19 protein-coding genes are annotated in these 18,645 nt (G+C 27.2%); 8 read left to right on the top strand and 11 right to left on the bottom strand.

Annotated features, from left to right (window positions below; translation table 11 throughout):
* Window positions 1–4: 4 nt before the first annotated feature.
* From mggS to X274_RS08890, 5 genes are read right to left on the bottom strand one after another with little or no spacing between them, the layout of a single operon-like run.
* Window positions 5–1,309 carry a mannosylglucosylglycerate synthase gene (gene mggS / locus X274_RS08910; RefSeq protein WP_047266489.1) on the bottom strand — a complete coding sequence of 435 codons (1,305 nt, stop codon included), beginning with the start codon at window positions 1,307–1,309 and terminating at the stop codon, window positions 5–7.
* A 4-nt stretch (window positions 1,310–1,313) separates the two neighbouring features.
* On the bottom strand, window positions 1,314–2,408 hold the full coding sequence (locus tag X274_RS08905; protein ID WP_047266488.1) for an ABC transporter ATP-binding protein: 1,095 nt from the start codon (window positions 2,406–2,408) through the stop codon (window positions 1,314–1,316).
* 20 nt (window positions 2,409–2,428) lie between these two features.
* A complete protein-coding gene (locus tag X274_RS08900) occupies window positions 2,429–3,742 on the bottom strand; it encodes a carbohydrate ABC transporter permease (protein ID WP_047266487.1) in 1,314 nt (437 codons plus the stop codon).
* Window positions 3,743–4,612 (bottom strand): carbohydrate ABC transporter permease, encoded by an 870-nt coding sequence (locus X274_RS08895; protein WP_047266486.1) that lies wholly within the window; start codon window positions 4,610–4,612, stop codon window positions 3,743–3,745. It abuts the gene before it with no gap.
* Between the two features lie 58 nt (window positions 4,613–4,670).
* Window positions 4,671–5,882: an ABC transporter substrate-binding protein gene (locus X274_RS08890; protein WP_047266485.1), complete on the bottom strand. Its 1,212-nt coding sequence runs from the start codon at window positions 5,880–5,882 to the stop codon at window positions 4,671–4,673.
* A gap of 199 nt (window positions 5,883–6,081) precedes the next feature.
* Between X274_RS08890 and X274_RS08885 the strand changes: the two genes are divergently transcribed.
* Window positions 6,082–6,795, top strand: a complete 714-nt coding sequence (locus X274_RS08885; protein ID WP_047266484.1) for a hypothetical protein — start codon at window positions 6,082–6,084, stop codon at window positions 6,793–6,795.
* A 528-nt stretch (window positions 6,796–7,323) separates the two neighbouring features.
* Here X274_RS08885 and X274_RS08880 read toward each other — a convergent pair.
* Complete coding sequence (locus X274_RS08880) at window positions 7,324–8,070, bottom strand: hypothetical protein (RefSeq protein ID WP_047266483.1); 747 nt, start codon at window positions 8,068–8,070, stop codon at window positions 7,324–7,326.
* A gap of 48 nt (window positions 8,071–8,118) precedes the next feature.
* On the opposite strand from X274_RS08880, the gene X274_RS08875 reads away from it, so the two are divergent.
* Both X274_RS08875 and X274_RS08870 read left to right on the top strand, forming a co-directional pair.
* Window positions 8,119–8,712: a class I SAM-dependent methyltransferase gene (locus X274_RS08875; RefSeq protein WP_047266482.1), complete on the top strand. Its 594-nt coding sequence runs from the start codon at window positions 8,119–8,121 to the stop codon at window positions 8,710–8,712.
* Window positions 8,713–8,715: 3 nt separating this feature from the next.
* Window positions 8,716–9,396 carry a YjjG family noncanonical pyrimidine nucleotidase gene (locus tag X274_RS08870; protein WP_047266481.1) on the top strand — a complete coding sequence of 227 codons (681 nt, stop codon included), beginning with the start codon at window positions 8,716–8,718 and terminating at the stop codon, window positions 9,394–9,396.
* Window positions 9,397–9,517: 121 nt separating this feature from the next.
* Here the strand turns inward: X274_RS08870 and X274_RS08865 are convergent, their stop codons facing one another.
* The 3 genes from X274_RS08865 to X274_RS08855 form a co-directional block, all read right to left on the bottom strand.
* Window positions 9,518–11,500, bottom strand: coding sequence for a methyl-accepting chemotaxis protein (locus X274_RS08865; protein WP_047266480.1), 1,983 nt, complete (start codon window positions 11,498–11,500; stop codon window positions 9,518–9,520).
* Between the two features lie 87 nt (window positions 11,501–11,587).
* On the bottom strand, window positions 11,588–12,220 hold the full coding sequence (locus X274_RS08860) for a class II aldolase/adducin family protein (RefSeq protein ID WP_052913271.1): 633 nt from the start codon (window positions 12,218–12,220) through the stop codon (window positions 11,588–11,590).
* A gap of 8 nt (window positions 12,221–12,228) precedes the next feature.
* Window positions 12,229–13,419 (bottom strand): pyridoxal phosphate-dependent aminotransferase, encoded by a 1,191-nt coding sequence (locus X274_RS08855; RefSeq protein ID WP_047266478.1) that lies wholly within the window; start codon window positions 13,417–13,419, stop codon window positions 12,229–12,231.
* A gap of 169 nt (window positions 13,420–13,588) precedes the next feature.
* Between X274_RS08855 and X274_RS08850 the strand changes: the two genes are divergently transcribed.
* From X274_RS08850 to X274_RS08830, 5 genes are read left to right on the top strand one after another with little or no spacing between them, the layout of a single operon-like run.
* Entirely contained in the window at window positions 13,589–14,251 is a 663-nt protein-coding gene (locus tag X274_RS08850; protein WP_047266477.1) for a ribonuclease HII, read from the top strand.
* Window positions 14,252–14,262: 11 nt separating this feature from the next.
* Window positions 14,263–14,955: a MazG family protein gene (locus X274_RS08845; protein ID WP_084822717.1), complete on the top strand. Its 693-nt coding sequence runs from the start codon at window positions 14,263–14,265 to the stop codon at window positions 14,953–14,955.
* Window positions 14,952–15,983, top strand: a complete 1,032-nt coding sequence (locus tag X274_RS08840; RefSeq protein WP_047266476.1) for a peptidylprolyl isomerase — start codon at window positions 14,952–14,954, stop codon at window positions 15,981–15,983. The genes X274_RS08845 and X274_RS08840 overlap by 4 nt, the downstream gene beginning before the upstream one ends.
* Complete coding sequence (locus X274_RS08835) at window positions 15,964–16,272, top strand: metal-sulfur cluster assembly factor (protein ID WP_047266475.1); 309 nt, start codon at window positions 15,964–15,966, stop codon at window positions 16,270–16,272. The genes X274_RS08840 and X274_RS08835 overlap by 20 nt, the downstream gene beginning before the upstream one ends.
* The gene (locus tag X274_RS08830; RefSeq protein WP_047266474.1) at window positions 16,269–17,087 is read left to right on the top strand and encodes a N5-glutamine methyltransferase family protein; all 819 of its coding nucleotides are present in this window, start codon (window positions 16,269–16,271) and stop codon (window positions 17,085–17,087) included. Before X274_RS08835 ends, X274_RS08830 begins: the two co-directional genes overlap by 4 nt.
* A 420-nt stretch (window positions 17,088–17,507) precedes the next feature.
* Here the strand turns inward: X274_RS08830 and X274_RS08825 are convergent, their stop codons facing one another.
* Both X274_RS08825 and X274_RS08820 read right to left on the bottom strand, forming a co-directional pair.
* A complete protein-coding gene (locus tag X274_RS08825; protein WP_047266473.1) occupies window positions 17,508–18,086 on the bottom strand; it encodes an NYN domain-containing protein in 579 nt (192 codons plus the stop codon).
* A 159-nt stretch (window positions 18,087–18,245) separates the two neighbouring features.
* Window positions 18,246–18,515: a hypothetical protein gene (locus tag X274_RS08820; RefSeq protein WP_156166187.1), complete on the bottom strand. Its 270-nt coding sequence runs from the start codon at window positions 18,513–18,515 to the stop codon at window positions 18,246–18,248.
* Window positions 18,516–18,645 lie beyond the last annotated feature (130 nt).

Raw genomic sequence — 18,645 nt, 5'->3', positions numbered from 1 at the left:
CCTTCTATATTGTAGATAATAGTTCTTTTATTATTTTTTCTAATGTTTTAAAGCTATAATTTTTCTTTCCAATTTCAAAATTCTTATTTATTAAATTATAATATTCATTTTTATTAAATAGAATTTTTATTGTTCTGTCAACAGCTTGATTTAAAGTGTTTTCTTCAATTTCTACTAAATTACCATTTTTCATAAATTTACTACCCAAATTTATGTATTCTAAACCAGAAGATTTTATATCTTTTAAGAATATTTCGTATTCAAATAATACAACAGGTTTTTTTGAAATTATAGCTTCTAAGAGTTGATTTCCCCACCCTTCTAGTATTGAAGGATATGTTATTATATCAGAAACACTATATAAATCCCAAAAACTTAAAATACCTTTTTCAACAGAAGAATACATATCTATTATATTAATATTTGATTTAATGGCTTTTTCGAGTAATTCATTTTTATAATTGTCATCTTCACTCATTCCAGAAAAAGCTAAATATACATTACCATCAAAACTTTCACCGTTATATAAAGTTTTACCAATATAATTTTTAGCTTTATATTTAAATTTTTCGATAAGATCAATTGCAAGTTCAATGGCTTTTCTTCTTGTAATTCTTGTTGCCTGTAAGAAAACTATACTTCCAGATGATATATTAAATTGCTTTCTTATTTTTTTATTTAATTCTATACTTACTTCAAACGGAGATTCAAAGTCCATAACATTTGGAACTATTGTTGAATCTACATTTTTTCTTAGATTTAATTCTTTTTGGGCCAGACTGTTAATAACCATATGCTTTATATTTTTTCCTACAGGGGGACAATATTCAATTAACATATTCTTTATTTCTTTTAAGGTAGTTTTTAAAAAATATTCTCTTTCCCACCAGAAGTCATGATGATGCGATATAAAAATTTTTTCGGGATGTATTTCTGCATAATTTTTTAATGCTATTGCAACAGGTAAATATGCACCCAGTGACCATATATTATTCGGCATTATAACATCATATTTGTCCAGTTTTTCATTAAAGATTTTCAAAATTTTTTCGCTATTATTTTCTATTTTAGATATTAATTCTTCTTTAGAAAAATCTTCCAATTTTTCAAAGGCGTTTTTGTTTATTAGTTTATAATCTGATGTTTCAAACCCTATTTCCTTTATAGTAATATCCACACCTTCGTTTTCATTCCCTGCTACAATATCAACTTTATGACCAAGGTTTTCCAGAACTGCTTTCCACTTTTCCATTTCAAGTGAAACACCATCCATTAATCCACCACGATAATGTAATAATGCTATATTCATTTTTTCATCTCCTTATCCTTTTTTCTGTTTCAATATCAAAAAGCATTATTCTGTCTTCATCAAAACTAATATTTATTATTTCGTTTGCTTTGTATTTTGGAAAGGCTGGAGCTATGATTTTTATTATTTGATCTCCTATTTCAAGTGCTATAATCTGATGTGATCCTTGTGGTTCCACAACTAAAATTTTTTCCGTAAAATGTGCTTTATTTTTATTTTCTTCTATTTTAAAACTTTCCGGTCTAATACCCAATATAATTTTGCTTTTATTATAATTTTTTAACAAATCTTTTATTTTTTCTGATAAGGTAAATTTAAGATTTTCATTAAAAAATATAGTTTTTCCATTTTCTATTTTTATTTCCATTTTAAAAAAATTTGTTGGTGGTGTTCCAATAAAGCCAGCTACAAAAATATTTTCGCTATCAAAATATACGTCGTCTGGATTTCCAACCTGTTCTATATGACCATTTCTCATTACAACAATTCTATCAGCCATAGATAAAGCTTCTGATTGGTCGTGAGTTACAAAGATAGTTGTAGCTCCTGTTTTGTTATGAATAGCTTTGAGCTCTGTTCTCATTTTTACTCTTAATTTAGCATCTAAATTAGATAAAGGTTCATCCATTAGAAAGATTTTAGGCTTTACTGCTAACGCACGAGCCAATGCCACTCTTTGCCTTTGCCCACCCGATAATTGTCTTGGATATCTTTTTAAATATTCTTTTATTTTAACCATTTCAGCGACTTCATTTACAATTGAATCTATTTTTTCTTTAGATTCTTTTTTTAATTTTAAAGGAAAAGCTATATTTTCATATACTGTCATATGAGGCCATACAGCATAACTTTGAAATACCATACTGACTTCTCTTTTGCGAGGTTCCAAAAAAGTTACATCTTTATCATCTATTAAAATCATTCCTTCTGTAACTTCTTCTAAGCCTGCAATCATACGTAGTGTAGTGGTTTTACCACAACCAGAAGGTCCTAAAAATACAACAAATTCTCCATGATTGACTTCTAAATTTACATTTTTTGCACCCCAAACACTTTTTCCATATCTTTTGGATAAATTTATAAGTTTTAATGTAGCCATATTCATCTCCCCTTATATTTTTATACTCTAACTCCGCCCCACATTTGAAGTATATATTTTCTAATAATCAATGTAAAGATGATTGCTGGTAAAGCTAACGATACTCCACCTGCGGCGCTTAAATTTATTAATCCTTTTGCTCCGACAAGTGTTTGATAAACAACTACCGGAAATGTAGGATTAAATTGGGTTAAAACGATGGCCTGAGCAGTTTCCGCCCAACTGCCAATAAAAGCATACATAGCGCTTGCTGCCAATCCTGGTAAAGCCAGAGGTAAGGTTATTTTCATAAATGCTCCAAATCGTGATGTCCCAAATACCATAGCTGCTTCTTCCAATTCGACAGAAATTCCCATAAATATACTTGCTGTAATCCATATTGTCATTCCTATTTGTCCAACTGAATATACTAATGATAATCCAATAGGTTTATCATAAAATCCCATGTTTATTAAAATAATTACCATAGGCATTGCTATAGAAATTCCTGGAAACATTCTGACAAATAGTACGCTTAATTTCAATAAATTTTTTCCTTTAAAATAGTATCTTGCAAAAGCATATCCAGCCATTCCACCAATAGTTAAAGAAATTAAAACTGTAAGGAAGGCCACTTCTATACTTCTTATTAAAGCAGGAATAGCATCGCTTGTAACTCTAAAAAATGTAATATAATTATCCAATAATTTTTTTGATATTGTAAAATGTACAGTTCCTAATTTGTCAAAAATTTTTTCATTTTCTTTCAGTAATTTTTCCGTTTTATTTATTTCATTATTTTTAATTTCAATCTCATTTTTTAACTGCTTAATTAATTCATCCATTCCACCGATTTTTTCTGCCATATCAATTTTTTCCATTAATCTTCCAATTTCTACATTTAAAATGTTCAGCTTTTTATTTAAATTAATTCTTTCAGATAAAACTTTTTCTAGCTTTTCAGGATTTTTTTCTGAGAGATCTTTTAATTTTTTTAATTGTTTATCAAAATTTTCTTTTTTTATCAGGCTGTTCGTTTTTCTTCTTATAAATGTTTGTAATTTGGCAAAATCATTTGTTTCAAGTAGTGTAATATATTTCTTTTTTACCGGGCTGTATATACTTATAATATACTTATCATTTTCTGATAATTTAGGTTTTGATAATTCAAGTCGAAAATAATTAAAAAAAGAAGGAACCAGTCTTGTAGGCCAATCATACGCTTCCTGGTCTGACATAAGTGAGATTGTAAATAAAAAATATATTGGGGTTATTATAATCATTATAATTCCTGCAATAATTATATAAAATATAGTAGTTGAAAGGATCTTTTTATATGATTGTTTTGAATTCATTTAAATTCCCTCCTTCTCGAAGGCACCTGAAACTTTCAAATAAATTATTGAAACAGCAGAAACTACAACTGATACTATGACAGAATAGGCAAGAGCTACCCTGTAAAACCCCAGCACTTGCTCTTTATAAAAAACAACTTCTTCCAGAAGTACAGGAATTCTTCTGTAACCATATATCATTACTATTATTAACCATACTTGAATTGCAGATATTATTCTTAATATTAATGCGGTTTGAATACTTGATTTTAACATTGGCATAGTAATTTTTCTTAAAACAGTGAATTTTGTACCTCCAAAAATATATCCTGCTTCAATCGATTCTTTAGGAATATTTTGTAATCCAGCTAAAAGTATAACCATCATAAATGGTATAACCTGCCATGCATCAATTAAAATAATTAACATTAAAGATTGAAAATCACTTCCAGCTAAAAAAACTATTTTTTGGTTTGCATCTATAATACCAAGATGATATAAAATACTGTTTACCCATCCATATGATGCAAAACCACTTGACCACATTGCGCCTACGGCTACTGCTGGTAAAGCCATAGGAATAAGTGCTATTGATAATAAAACCTGGGAACCAAAAAATTTTTTGTTTATTATTAAAGCTAATAAAAAGGCAACTATGAATTCTAAAGTTACCGAAATCAAAACAAAAATGCTTGTATTTGTTATAGCCTGATTAAAAAATGGATCTTTAAAAATAGTAATATAATTATTTAGAGTAAATATATTATTTTCGTCAAAAAAACTATATATTATTGCAGTTAAAACAGGTCTTACCCAGAAAACAATATAAAATATGATAGTTGGAGCAATCAAAATATAGGGAATCCATTTTTTTTCTAAAGCTTTTTTCAAAAGAATCACCCCTTTATTAAAGGGGCGCTCTTAGAACGCCCCACTAAAAAATTATTAATTATTTTCTCATAGCATCAATTTTAAATTGGTATATTTCCATTAAATCCGGCTCAAATTTTTTGTCTTCTAAAATCATTTTTTTGAATAAATCATCATAAACTAATTTTACCTGTCCCCAATCTTTCCATATAGGTTCGATATAAGCTAATACGCCTTCATTTAAAACTTTAACTGCATTTTTTATTATAAGATCTTCCGGGTTATTTCCCAGATATTCAATAGCTTCGTCAACTGGCGGTATAAATCCACCCGTACCTTTACTTGCTTTTAACATTACATCAGGTCTTGTCATATATTCTAAAAATTTTAATGCTAAATCAAAATGTTTTGTACCTTTTACAATTGCAAATCCACTTGTTCCTGCAACTGAACCTCTTCCTGCTGGTCCTTTAGGAACTGGGGCTACGATAAATTGGGTTGGATTACTTTTAAATACCTCTCCTACACGAGCTGAATGAGCAACTGTCATCCAGGTTTCTTCCCTTTTCATAGGTGGTCTTGTATCATCATAAGTTTTTATTGCTGGTGAAAATGCATCTTTCATTTTGTACAATAAATACCATGCAGCCATTGAACCTGGTGTATCCAAATTTGGCCAATCAGCACCATAAGATAATGCTATTGCTCCTATTTGATATATAAGAGATTTCATTGGAACACCAGTAACTGCAAATTTCCCTTCGCCTTCTGCTCTTGCCACTAAATTTGCCCATTCTGCTAATTGTTCCCAGGTTATATTTTCTACATCTATATATTCTGGTTTATATTTTAAAGCTTTTTTGTTAATTAAAGTTAAATATACATCAGCACCAACTGGTAGAAAATACCTGTGACCATTAAATACTGTCATTGAGTCGAAACCTTTTGAGAATGTTCTATCATTCCATTTTTTAATAAAAGGTGTTAAATCATAAACGTAATCTCTATCTACAGCTTTTGGCATATTTGATGCATATAAAATTATTACATCTGTTGTAACATTATTTGTTTTTCTTTGAACATCAATTTGATCCAAAATACTTTGATCATCCATAGTTTGGAATTTTACTTTTACACCATACATATCTTCAAAAGGTTTAATAATTTCGTTAATTATAAACTCTTTCTCTGTTGGCGGAGTCCACAATCTTGAAGATACTACCAATGTTTCAACACTAAAACCTATAATCATAAGAGAAACAATCAATAATGTTACTAAAATCTTTTTCATACCTTTCCCCCCTTTATAAAATTCAGGCATTTAGCCTCTATTGTATACTACCATTTTATGAAACCGCTTTCAAATAGTATTATAACCATTTACAATCAATAACAACTTTTTATAGTTTGATATTAACAATTTATTCATGTTTTTAGAGGTATACATAATTCTTAAAATATGTTAAAATCCTTACAAAGGAGGATTGCTTATGGACTATACAGAATATATTAAATATCAGGAAAGCATTAATAAAATATTATTGGATAAATTAATAAAAAACTGGCAAATTATAGATGGGATTAAATTGAAGGTAAATTCAGAGGGTAAATATATTAGATTTATAGGAAATACTATTTTGATATTTATAGAACAAAATGATATTAAAATTATAAAGGAAATTCAGAAAATTTTATATTCAAAGGTTGGAGAAATATTAGCTTCACCTTTGAATGCTGATACATTTCATATAACTATTCATGATTTATGTAATTCTTTTACGTATAAAAATGTTGTAAAGTGTATGAAAGAAACAGAAAAAAATATAAAAAAAATATTTATTGAAAACTTTTGCGTTTTGAAAAACGAAATTATATCTTTTAAATCTATCGGTTTATTTCATGGAGGTTCTGCTATAGGTATTCAATTTATTCCAGCGAATAAAAAAGATTATTTATTATTAATGAATATATATAATAAAATTGAAAATATTTTTCCTTTAAATAAAATTTTAATCCCACATATTACTTTAGGGTATTATAAACCTGTTGATTATTCTATTGAAGAACTTAAGAAAATAAAAAGTGCTATAGAAACAATAAAATTTAACATAAAAATAAATTTGAAAATTAAAAACTTATCATTTGAAAAATTCTACACAATGAACGATTATTCCACAATTTTTTCACTTAAAAGTTTATGTTAAGGGCATAGTATATAAATTACGATGTCTAAAAAGTCGAATTCACTCAGTCAGCGATTATCCTTAAAATTATTCATTCTCAACCGTCGCATCGATTTTTCATCCATGAAAAAGCTTCACTCAAAAAAACATCCTGTTGGCGGCTTTCATTCACGCTTAGATTTTTTAGAATAAAAAATCTAAGGGGAAAGGATTTATAATATTAAAAATTATTTATTCCAATTACCCTCTGTAAGCGAGCGATAGCTCAAAAGTTTTTTTATTAAAATCTAATTTTTTAATTCAATAACCCACCGTAGGTGTGTTAAGGGTAATCTTCGAGCCTTCGTTTCATTTGAGACTTTTTAGACCGCCTATAATAAAACTTATTTTTTCCAATTACCTGCTGTAAGGGAGCGATAGCTCAAAGGTTGTTTTTATTAAAATCCAATTTTTTAAACCAATAACCCACCGTAGGTGAGCGGTAGCTCAAAAGTTTTTTTAATTAAAATCTAATTTTTAATCCTATAACCCGCTGTAAGCGTGTAACATCTAAGGTGTGCTTTTGAAAAAAATATGATTAATCTTGTTATAAGGACCGGGAATATCAAGCACTTTTTCGGTCTTTTTAATAGAATTTATTATTGCTTTTTCATATGATTTAGTTTCAAAAAGATAATGAATGAAAAATGCATCAAAAATATCTCCTAAACCTGTACTATACATAGCTTTTTTGCCATTACTTTTATATTTTTTATTATTATAAAGTATGCCTTTCATGCCCAATTTTATTAAATTACATTTTTTGAATCTGCACTCTTGTTCATTTCCGATGATAAATGCATTATTAAATATAGAGATGGCTTGTTTTAATATAAAAGGTCTTGGTCCTATATCGAGAAATATATGCTGATAATTTAATTTGTTTATTTTTTCTAAAGTTTTTAAAGATAATTCTGTAGTTATAATAGCTATATCAGCTTCTTTTTTTAATTCTTTAAACTTACAATCATTTATTGATCTTTCTATGGCAACTGGTATTTCGTTTTTGCTTATAAACAATGCTGTATTTTTCTTTTTTTCCTCTAAATTTTTAAATGGGATAATACTTCTTAAATGCTTGCCTCTTCTATCATAACCTATAAAGGAATTGAATTTCACATTATGTCCTAATTTATATAATGTATATGCAATATTAAAACCTGACCCTCCTGGCATTTCGAATATTTTAACTTCATGTGCTTTTTCTCCGAATATATATATATCATAAAATAAAGCTCCATATATATCTATTTTCATTCTATCCCTCCATAGAAAAATATGTTATAATTGTCTTGAGGTGATTATATGACAAGATATGATTTCTTTGCAAAATATTATGATAAGTTGCTTGAACCATTAGAAAAGAATACCATTGATAAATTCAGGCAAAGATTTGTTCCGTTAATAAATGGGTATACTCTGGATCTTGCAGTTGGAACTGGTAATAATATAAAATATTATCCAGAAGGCTCTCATGTTGTACTTATAGATAAAAGCGAAAAGATGCTGGAAATAGCAAAGGAAAAAGCAAAAAAAAGAAAAGATTTAACTTTAGACTTTGTAAAGTCTGGTGTTGAAAACCTTCCATTTGATGATAACACATTTGATACGGTATTATCAATAGATGTTTTTTGTTCTGTAAAAAATCCATATAAATCTATGGAAAAAGTGAAAAAAATTTTAAAAACCGGTGGAAAGGGTATATTTGTAGAACATGGGTTAACAGGTAATATCTTAAAAGATTTTTTGCTTTATTTAACAAATATATTAACTTATCCAATTGTCGGTTCTTCAATGATTAGAAAACCACTTGAATATATTCAATATGCTAAATTTAATCTTTTAGAATATGGACATTTAAAAAATTCATTTTATTATTTTATTATAAGAAAGGAGTAAAATATGAAATACGAAATTGTTTATTTTGATCTAGACCATACTATATTGGATTTTGAAAAATCAGAGAAAATAGCTTTGTTTAATACGTTAAAGTATTTCTCCATTGAACCATGTGAAGAATACCTGGAAATTTACAAACCTATTAATGAAAAATGGTGGAAGTTGTTTTCTGAAAAAAAATATCCTAAAGAAATTATTGTTATTGAAAGATTTAAAGAATTTTTCCATAATATAGGTTATAATTCAACTATAGAATTCAAAAAAGCTTCAGAAATTTATTTAGAAAACTTATCAAATTTAGGATTTTTTTTACCAAGAGCAAAAGATTTGTTAGAAGAATTAAAAAGTTTCAATCAACGAATGGCTGCAATAACCAATGGTGTTGAAAAGGTACAGAAGGGTAGAAGCAAAGCATTAAATTTAGAAAAATATTTTGAGTTTATATTAACTTCGGAAAAAGTTGGAAAGCCAAAACCTGATCCATTGATTTTTTATGAAGCTGAAAAATTATCAGGCGTTTCGATAAAAAGTTCAGTATATATTGGAGATAATCCTGATTCTGATTATATTGGAGCTAAAAATGCTGGTATGGATTTTATTCTTTATGATCCTCACAACAATCATTCTGAACTAAACTGTAAAAAGGTTTCTAATTACATAGAATTGCTAAAATTGTTAGCATAAATCAAGAGGAGCTTAGCTCCTCTTGATTTATGTTAGTTTAAATTTTTTTTGAATGATTGTTTATTATTAATTAGATATTATATTTAATTAAAAAAGAGTGGCCTTGCCACTCTTTTTTACGTTATATTTTAAATTGTTTTATTAATTCATTTAGTTCTTCGCTTAATTGATTTAGTTGTTCTGCTGCTTTTGCTATATTTTCAAAATCTTTATTCTGTTCTGCAATTTCCGATTTAAAATTAATTACATCTTCAGAGACACTCATAACTGCTTTGTTTGCTGTATCAGTAGCAGCTGCGATTTCTTCTGTTGATGCAGTTTGTTCCTCTGCTGAAGCGGCTGTGTTGTCGACCATCATAGAAATTTGTTCTATTTTTTCCGTTATGCTTTCAAACTGTTCTGCAATTTCAAAAATCATTTTATTAGTTTCCGATATACTTTCAACAACGTTTTCTGTTTCTTTATCTACCTGTTTTGCACTATCCTGAATTTTACCAAGAATAATAGCGATTTCTTCAGTAGCTTTTTTTGACTCTTCGGCTAATTTTCTTATCTCATCAGCAACGACAGCAAAACCTTTTCCAGCCTCTCCGGCTCTTGCAGCTTCAATGGCCGCATTCAATGCCAATAAATTTGTTTGTTCAGTTATTGAATTGATTGTTTCTACTATTTCCTGAATATTAGCTGTTTCATTTGCAAGAGCCTTTACTGTTTGTGCATTTTCTTTAGCTTTTTTGTTCACATCATTAATTTTATCTTTTACTTCCTCAACATTTTTTGTTCCTTCTCTTGCAAGGTGCGATGTTTCAGTTGTTTGTTCCATTACTTCTTGAGTAGACTTTGATACGCTTTGAGCTGCTGTAGCAATTTCTTCAACACCAGCTGTAGTTTCTTCCAATGAAGAAGAAGCATCCTGAATTTTTGAATTAATTTCTTCAATTTCGTTATATACAACTTCATTAACCTTTACACTTTTATTAATAGCAGAGGTTACCTCCATAGATGTTTTTATCAATGTTTCAGATGATTCTTTTACTTTCTTTACTAATTCTCCAAGAGATTTTATCGTTTGATTCATTATTTCGGCTAATTTCCCTAACTCATTTTTGGAATTTATTTTAACCTTTACCTTTAATTCTCCTTTTCCCACTTTCTCCATCTCTTTAGTCATGATAATTATAGGTTTTACTATACTATTATTTACAAACATTATTCCTATTACAAATGCAAGTATTATAATTATTCCAAATATAATTATATATATTGAAGTTTGTTTCCATACCGTATTCTGAATAACTTTTTCAGGTATTGCAGTATATACTGTCCAGCGCAATTCTGGGATTTTATAGTAAAAAGCATATTTTGTTATATTGTTATATGTATATTTTATCATACCACTTTCGGATGTTGCCCTTGTAAAAAATTCCATATTACTTACATCTATACCCCATTTTTTCGGATCTTCATGAATCAAGGTTATACCTTTTTCATTTATAATATACGGTGTTTCTTCTTCGAAATTTTTATCCCCTAAAAACGTATTGACTAAATTTTTTATTGACAAATCTATTCCTAATACACCAATTATTTTCCCATTTTCATCTTTTACAGTTCTTGAAACTGTTATTAGTATATTTCCACTTGAAGCATCGGCATAAGGCTCTGAAACTACAACATTATCAGGATTAGACATTGCAGTTTTATACCATGGCCTGGACGTTGGGTCATAACCAGCTGGTAATTCAACATCAGGTTTCATCAACATCGTCTTATCTTTAAGACCTATATATACGGCTTCGTAATCTTTGAACTTCTTTATTATATTGTCAAAATTTTTCAGCATCCATGTTCTTTCATCAAACTTGTTACTATACGAACCTTTTACATTAGCATCTTCTGATAACATGTTTGCCATGTCAAAAATGGGTTTAAAATAAGTTCTTAATATTTCCGCTCTGCTTTTTGTAGATGCATTTAAATGACTGAGAATATTGTTATATGTTTTATTATAATTTTCAAATGTACTTATAATAGTAAATACAACCATTGGAATAACAGAAATTAAAATTATTATCCATATCATTTGACTTTTTAAACTTTTCATATTCCCCCTCCTTTAATTTGTAAAAATTATAGATTAATATAATTATACCATAATATTAATATATTTTAAAACCTATAAATTTTTCCTTTAAATATTTTTACTGTAAGATGCTATATATAAGTTTCTCATCCACTTGATATCTTCTTCAGATAGCGGATGCCCTTTTCCCATTAATTCAACATGATATGCTATATTAGCACTTTTTTCAATTATTTCAGCAGCAATTAAAGCTTCTTTTAAACTTCTGCCAATCGAAACAATTCCGTGATTTGCAAGTAAAATTCCATATACACCTAATTTGAATTTTCGAACAGCTTCAATTGCCAAATCCAGAGTTCCAGGAAGTTTGTAATTTGCTACTGGAATTTCTCCACCTATTATTTGCGCCTGGTCTTCAATATAGCATGGAACTGTTTTACGAAGTGCTGAATATATTGAAGCATATAAACTATGAGTATGTACTACGGCTTTTATTTCAGGAAAATTTTTGTATATTTCTATATGTAAGGCTTTTTCACTTGATGGTTTTAATCCTTCTATATGCTTTTCCGTTTTAAAATCTAAAACCGATATATCATCTTCTTTAAGAATATCATATGGGACACCAGATGGTGTAATAAATATTTTATTATCTACTTTTACACTCAAATTTCCCCATGTTCCTTTTATAAGTCCTTTTTTTTCTAAATAGTCAATTGCTTTTATTATTTCATTTTTCAAAATATCACCTACTTTTTGTTATTATAAGCTTTTACAGCTTCGGCCAATATGTGTGTTGCAAATTTTAATTTTTCACTATCCAATACATAAGCTATTCTGATTTCTTGGGTTCCGGAGCCTTCCGTAGCATAAAAGCCTGATAGTGGCGCTACCATTACTGTTGTATTATCAATACTGAAATCTGTAAGCATCCATTTAACAAATTTTTCGCTATTGTCTATAGGTAGTTTTACAGATACATAAAATGCTCCTTTTGGTTTTTCAAATATAGCTCCGTCTATTTTTAATAATTCATTATAAACAGACAATCTTCTTTTATCATATTCTTTATATACTTTTTCTATATATGATTTATCCATTTCAAGTAATCCAATTGTTCCAAGTTGTGCAATCATAGGAGGGCATAGTCTCGATTGAGCCATTTTTATTACATGATTATATAAATCTTTATTTTTTGTTGCAAAAACACCAACTCTTGCTCCACATGCGCTGTATCTTTTTGAAATGCTATCTACAACTATTGTTCTATCATATTCTCCGAATGCCATTGTAGAAATGTGTTTTGTTCCATCAAATGTAAATTCTCTATATACTTCATCTGAAATGATATATAAATCATATTTTTTAGCGAAATCCACAATTCTTTTTAACTCTTCTTTGGAATATACAGCGCCAGTTGGATTTGAAGGATTTGAAAAAATTATAGCTTTAGTTTTTGATGATACAACTTTTTCAAACTCTTCAGTTGAAGGCACAGCATAGCCTGTTTCAGGCAAAGCTCTAACGGGTACCAACTTTACGTTTATCATTTCAGCAAAACCTCTATAGTTTGCATAAAAAGGTTCAATTACAATAACTTCATCACCAGGATCAGCAATGGCAGCTAATGCAAATATAATAGCTTCACTTCCTCCATTTGTTACTATAATATCTTCAGGAGAAAAAGGAATATTGTTTTCATTATAATATTTTGAAAAAGCTTCTCTTAATTCATATAATCCAGCTGAATGTGTATAGGCAACAATTTCCGGTTTGTGTTTTTCAATATAGTTAAAAAAAGCTTTTGGTGTTTCTAAATCTGGTTGTCCTATATTGAGATGTAATACTTTTTTCCCTGATTTTTTTGCTGCTTCAGCATATGGAATTAATTTTCTGATAGGTGATGCTTGCATATTTAGAATTCTTTTTGAAAAATCCATTTTGTTCCCTCCTGTGAAATAATTTTCCTGATATTTAATTTTATCATAAATGGTAGGATTTTTTTCATATTTTTTTGTAATAATAATATGTGATAATATTTAAGATTTAGATTTTTTATGAATAAAAATTAGATTTTTTGGACGGGCTATATAAATAAGGAGTGAAAGAATGGATTTAGAATATTTAAAAAAATATGGTAAAATTATTGGAGTGGATGAAGCAGGAAGAGGACCGCTGGCAGGTCCGGTGGTGGTTGGTGCAATATTAGTTGAAAATGAAGATCAATTGAATTTGCTGAATAAAATTTCAAATGATTCTAAAAAAATGTCTGAAAAGAAAAGAGAAGAAGCGTTTAAAATAATTATAGATAATTTCAAATATTCTATAAAATTAGCCACTCCAGAGGAGATAGACTTATATAATATATTTTCTGCGACCACTCTTGGCATTAAAAGAGTTTTAAAGGATTTTGAGTTATATGATAAGCATATTATTATAGATGGAAAAAATTTTAAGCTTGATATAAAAAATTATGAATGTATAGTGAAAGGGGATTTAAAATCAAAAATAATTGGTGCAGCATCTATTTTAGCGAAGGTTTATAGAGATAGATTAATGTTTGAATTGGACAAAGAGTTTCCTGAATATAATTTTCAAAAGCATAAGGGATATCCAACAAAAGAACATATTGAAAAGATAAAAAAATATGGTATAAAAGATTTTTATAGAATTACATTTAAGCCAATAAGAACTTTGTTAATAGATAATGAAATATCTTTTGATAAAAACGAATTTAATTATATGAGATTAATGAAAATAGGAATATTGTGAAAGGGGATAGTATGAAAGATAATAAATTAGCAAAAGATTATTTTGAAAAATTACTTGAAATTATGGAAACATTGAGATCTGAGGATGGGTGTCCATGGGATAGAAAACAAACTCATGAAAGTTTAAAACCTTATGTAATAGAGGAAGCATATGAATTGATTCATGCAATTGATAGTAATGATAAAAAACATTTTGTAGAGGAATTAGGAGATGTTTTATTGCAGGTTGTTTTTCATTCTCAAATAGCAAAGGAAAATGGGAATTTTGATATAAGTGACGTTTTAAATAATTTAAATGAAAAATTAGTTAGAAGACATCCGCATGTTTTTGAAAATACTGGAGAATATTCGTATGAACAATGGGAAAAATTAAAAGCAAAAGAAAAAGGAAAGAAAAACTTTTCAAAGATAGGTGAATATAATCCAGGGATGCCACCTTTGATGAATTTAAGAAGATTAATAGAAAATTCGTTAGCTGTAAATTTTGATCCTTTTGAAAAACAGGATATTTTTGAGTTAATAAAAGAAGATTTAAATAATCTGGAAAATGAAATAAGTAATGAAAAATATCATATTCAATTTTTAACCCATTTGATATATTTTTATGTTAAAAATAATTTGAATATGGATTCATTGCTTTTTATGGCATCAAAAGAATTTATACAAAATTATAAAAATAAGGGAAATAGGGAGGAGAAAGAATGAAAAAAAATATTTTGTTTTTTCTGATTTTAGTATCAGCTTTTATATCTTTTGGTATTGTAAAATATAAGGAACTTAATGCTCAAACTATAGCGATAATTAATACAGAAAATATTGATTATAATTATTTTCAATCTCAGTCAAAAACTGTTGAAATTTTAAGAAATTTAAATAATATAAACAATAATTTTTATAAAATTTTAGTTGGAACAACAGAGGGGAATATGGTTATCCAAAAATATGAAAAATCGGTACTGGATAAATTAGCTGGAGAAATCTTATTTATTCAATTTACAGAGAAGGTTAAAGGGGTAAATTTAAATAAAGATCAGCTTTTTAATGATGTAAAAAATCAAATAAATGAAATTTTTTTATCATCAAACTTATCTGAAAATGATATATTGTTATATTTAATATCAAAGGGTTTTGAAAACAAAGAGCAATATATATATAATATTTATCATAAGAAACTTTATCAGAAAGCTATTTCGGAAATATATAAATATTTGTTAAGTAATGTAGATGTTTCAGAAAAAGAAATAGAAACAGAATATTCTAAAAATAAAAATAGATATTATACTCCACAATCTGCAGATTTAAAACTTGTGTTTTTTAAAACATCAGATGATGCATCCTTAGCGTATCAAAAAATAATTGATGGATATTATATGTTTGATGATATTTATAATAAAAAAATATCTTCAAATGAAGCAACAGAAATTAAAATAGATATTGAAAATAATAACAATGATTTAGTAAATACCATAAGGACTTCATTTCCAGGAGCTATTTTGAAGCCGATGAAATACAATGAAAATTATTTTTCATTAATAAAAATAGAAAAAAAATATCCTAAAAAACAAATGACTCTTGAAGAAGCAAAACAAAAAATTATTGAAAATATTAAAGATGAAAAGGCAAAGCAATTGTTTAATAAATTAATAACCACAGAATTTGAGAAATTTAAAAATAATTCTGAAATTATTATAAACTCTAAATTTTTTAAAGGAGATGAAAAAAGTGGTAACTAAAGAAGATGTTATGAATGCTTTAAAAAATGTATATGATATGGAGATTGGTTTTGATGTTGTTTCTTTAGGGCTTATTTATGATGTTAATATAGATGAAGAAAATAATGTACATGTATTAATGACATTAACCACACCAATGTGCCCATTGGCAGGATTTATTACAGAAGATGCAAAAAATAAGGTTGGATCTATCGAAGGAGTTAAGAGCGTTAAGGTTGAGTTAACTTTTGATCCTCCATGGGATCCATCAAAGGCATCTGATGAAGTTAGAACTATTCTGGGAATATGACATTAAAAGAGTTTATAAAAAGGTATAAAAATATATTTATTAAAAAGGGGATTAATAATCCCCTCTTTTTTGTTGCTAAAATAATTTCAAAAATTAAAAATATAAATATATCAAATATTTTGATTGAAAAAGATTTCGTTATTTCTAGAGAATTACTGAAAAAAATAAGTAAAATAATATTTGAAGATTATCCAATAGAATATATTACCAATAATGTAATTTTTTATGGATATGATTTTTATGTTGATGAGAGAGTTTTAATACCAAGGATTGAAACTGAAGATTTGGTTAAAATTGCGATAAATATAATAAAAAAAAATAATTACAAATATATTCTTGATATTGGAACTGGAAGTGGGATAATCCCTATTGTTTTAAAGAAGGAATTACCTCATATAGAAATTTATGCATGTGATATATCTGAAGATGCTTTAGACGTAGCGAAAATAAATGCTAAAAAACATAATACTAATATCATTTTTATTAAAAGTGATATTTTTGAAAGTGTGGAATATGATATAATTAATAAGGTGGATTTTATAATATCAAATCCACCTTATGTTGAAAGTGAGTTTTATTACCAAAATAAAGCTTTACATTTTGAGCCAAAAATAGCTTTAGAAGCTGGTAATGACGGCCAGGATTTTTTTTATAAGTTACTAATTTATCCGAATATTCTAAAATCAAAACATTTTTTATTTGAAACTACCGAATTTAATATTGATAAAACAAAATTATTATTATCTAAATTTGGAAAAGTTAAAGTTTACACTGATTCTTTTGAGATAAATAGATTTATTGAAAAATTACCATAGAGGGATTAGAAATGTCTATTAAATCTTCTAAAACAGAGAAAAATTTATGGTTCTTTCCAAAGATACTTGAATTAACTGTGTTCAATTATCAGAATTTTATTTTTTAATGTTTCAAATTTGCATCTTCCATACATAATTCTTTTATTTCAAGCTTTATATACTTTAAATTTTTATCCAGCATTTTTATTATTTCTTTCATTGCGCTCTTCCTTTTCACCTTTTATTTTAAAATTTTTACCATTCCTTTGTCAATTTTCTTTAGAAAGAGCCAAAAATGTGATGCCGGTAGTTTAAAAAATATGATCAATAGAAAAAATATATACCGTGGACCACATTCTAATTTTCATTAGAAGGATCCACGGTGATCATATATTTCATCAACTTTATACAATGTTATTATATAACATTTTTTTTGTTTTGTCAAGATTTAATATCCTCAAAAAAATCTTTGTTCATAATAATATGTAAATCAACGCTATTAATTAAATTTTCATTATATGTTTTGCTATCTTCTCCTGTTAAAAGATACACATGTTTCCCTTGATCTTTTACATAATTAATTGCAGGTACAAAATCAGAATCTCCTGTTATCAATATTAAAACACTAACTCTATTATTCAATCCCCATTTTATTAAATCAATAGCAAATTGAACATCTACACCTTTTTGAGTAAATATCGGATTACCGTCACTATCATTTATTTTTTGTGTTCTTCCCAATTTAACTTCAAAAAAATTTATTTTTTCGAGGCTACTTATAAATCTATCAAAATTACTTTTCAACTTTTTATATTTTTCTTCTCCGTCATCAAATGGCGGAGCACTATAATAATAATTTCTTAAAATTTCTATATCATCTTTCGTAATTCGGCTAGTTACTTCAACCAGTTTCTTAAAATCGAGCTTAATTTTAGAATTCTCTTTTAATGAATTTGTATAATAATTCCATACTTTTTTTAAATATTCTCCATCAATTAATAAAATCGCTTGTTTTCTCAACAAAAGTCCCCCTTTTAACTTTTAGACATTTTTTATTTATTTTTCTTTACAATAAAATTATATTATATTATAATTCAACCACAATAATTCCTGCTAAAAAACATTAGAGAATAAATTTATTATAACTGGCAAATTTTTGCCGCTTTTACTCTAAATAGATCAAATTATTTTATTTTTAACTTTCTTAATCAAAGCTTTATCATTTTCATGAAATTTTTTCTCATCTATATCCTTAATTAAAATTTTTATAGCATCTAATTTTGTTTTATTTATTTTATCGATTTTTAAATTATTTAGAATTTTAAATGCAAACAATATATCTTCTACATTATCGCTTGCCAACATAGGTTCAATTTTTCCCGCTATGTAATCATATATAGTATTATTTAAAAATTCAAGGTTTAGTACCAAGCAAATCCTTATTTTCAAGCTTAACCTCTTTATCAGGTATATATATTATCTTTTTAGAACTCATTTTAGCACCTCTTCAAAAACTCTATCAATTTCTATTTTTATAGTTTCTTTATTTTGTGAATCACAATCATATACTATTACATGA

It is taken from the genome of Marinitoga sp. 1155 (assembly GCF_001021175.1).
GTDB lineage: Bacteria > Thermotogota > Thermotogae > Petrotogales > Petrotogaceae > Marinitoga.
This window is presented reverse-complemented; position numbering and strand designations above follow the sequence as displayed.

Coding starts and splice junctions, on each gene's coding strand:
- mggS (WP_047266489.1), bottom strand. CDS start 1,309: ATGAATATAGCATTATTACATTATCGTGGTGGATTAATGGATGGTGTT.
- X274_RS08905 (WP_047266488.1), bottom strand. CDS start 2,408: ATGGCTACATTAAAACTTATAAATTTATCCAAAAGATATGGAAAAAGT.
- X274_RS08900 (WP_047266487.1), bottom strand. CDS start 3,742: ATGAATTCAAAACAATCATATAAAAAGATCCTTTCAACTACTATATTT.
- X274_RS08890 (WP_047266485.1), bottom strand. CDS start 5,882: ATGAAAAAGATTTTAGTAACATTATTGATTGTTTCTCTTATGATTATA.
- X274_RS08885 (WP_047266484.1), top strand. CDS start 6,082: ATGGACTATACAGAATATATTAAATATCAGGAAAGCATTAATAAAATA.
- X274_RS08880 (WP_047266483.1), bottom strand. CDS start 8,070: ATGAAAATAGATATATATGGAGCTTTATTTTATGATATATATATATTC.
- X274_RS08875 (WP_047266482.1), top strand. CDS start 8,119: ATGACAAGATATGATTTCTTTGCAAAATATTATGATAAGTTGCTTGAA.
- X274_RS08870 (WP_047266481.1), top strand. CDS start 8,716: ATGAAATACGAAATTGTTTATTTTGATCTAGACCATACTATATTGGAT.
- X274_RS08865 (WP_047266480.1), bottom strand. CDS start 11,500: ATGAAAAGTTTAAAAAGTCAAATGATATGGATAATAATTTTAATTTCT.
- X274_RS08855 (WP_047266478.1), bottom strand. CDS start 13,419: ATGGATTTTTCAAAAAGAATTCTAAATATGCAAGCATCACCTATCAGA.
- X274_RS08850 (WP_047266477.1), top strand. CDS start 13,589: ATGGATTTAGAATATTTAAAAAAATATGGTAAAATTATTGGAGTGGAT.
- X274_RS08845 (WP_084822717.1), top strand. CDS start 14,263: ATGAAAGATAATAAATTAGCAAAAGATTATTTTGAAAAATTACTTGAA.
- X274_RS08840 (WP_047266476.1), top strand. CDS start 14,952: ATGAAAAAAAATATTTTGTTTTTTCTGATTTTAGTATCAGCTTTTATA.
- X274_RS08835 (WP_047266475.1), top strand. CDS start 15,964: ATGAAAAAAGTGGTAACTAAAGAAGATGTTATGAATGCTTTAAAAAAT.
- X274_RS08830 (WP_047266474.1), top strand. CDS start 16,269: ATGACATTAAAAGAGTTTATAAAAAGGTATAAAAATATATTTATTAAA.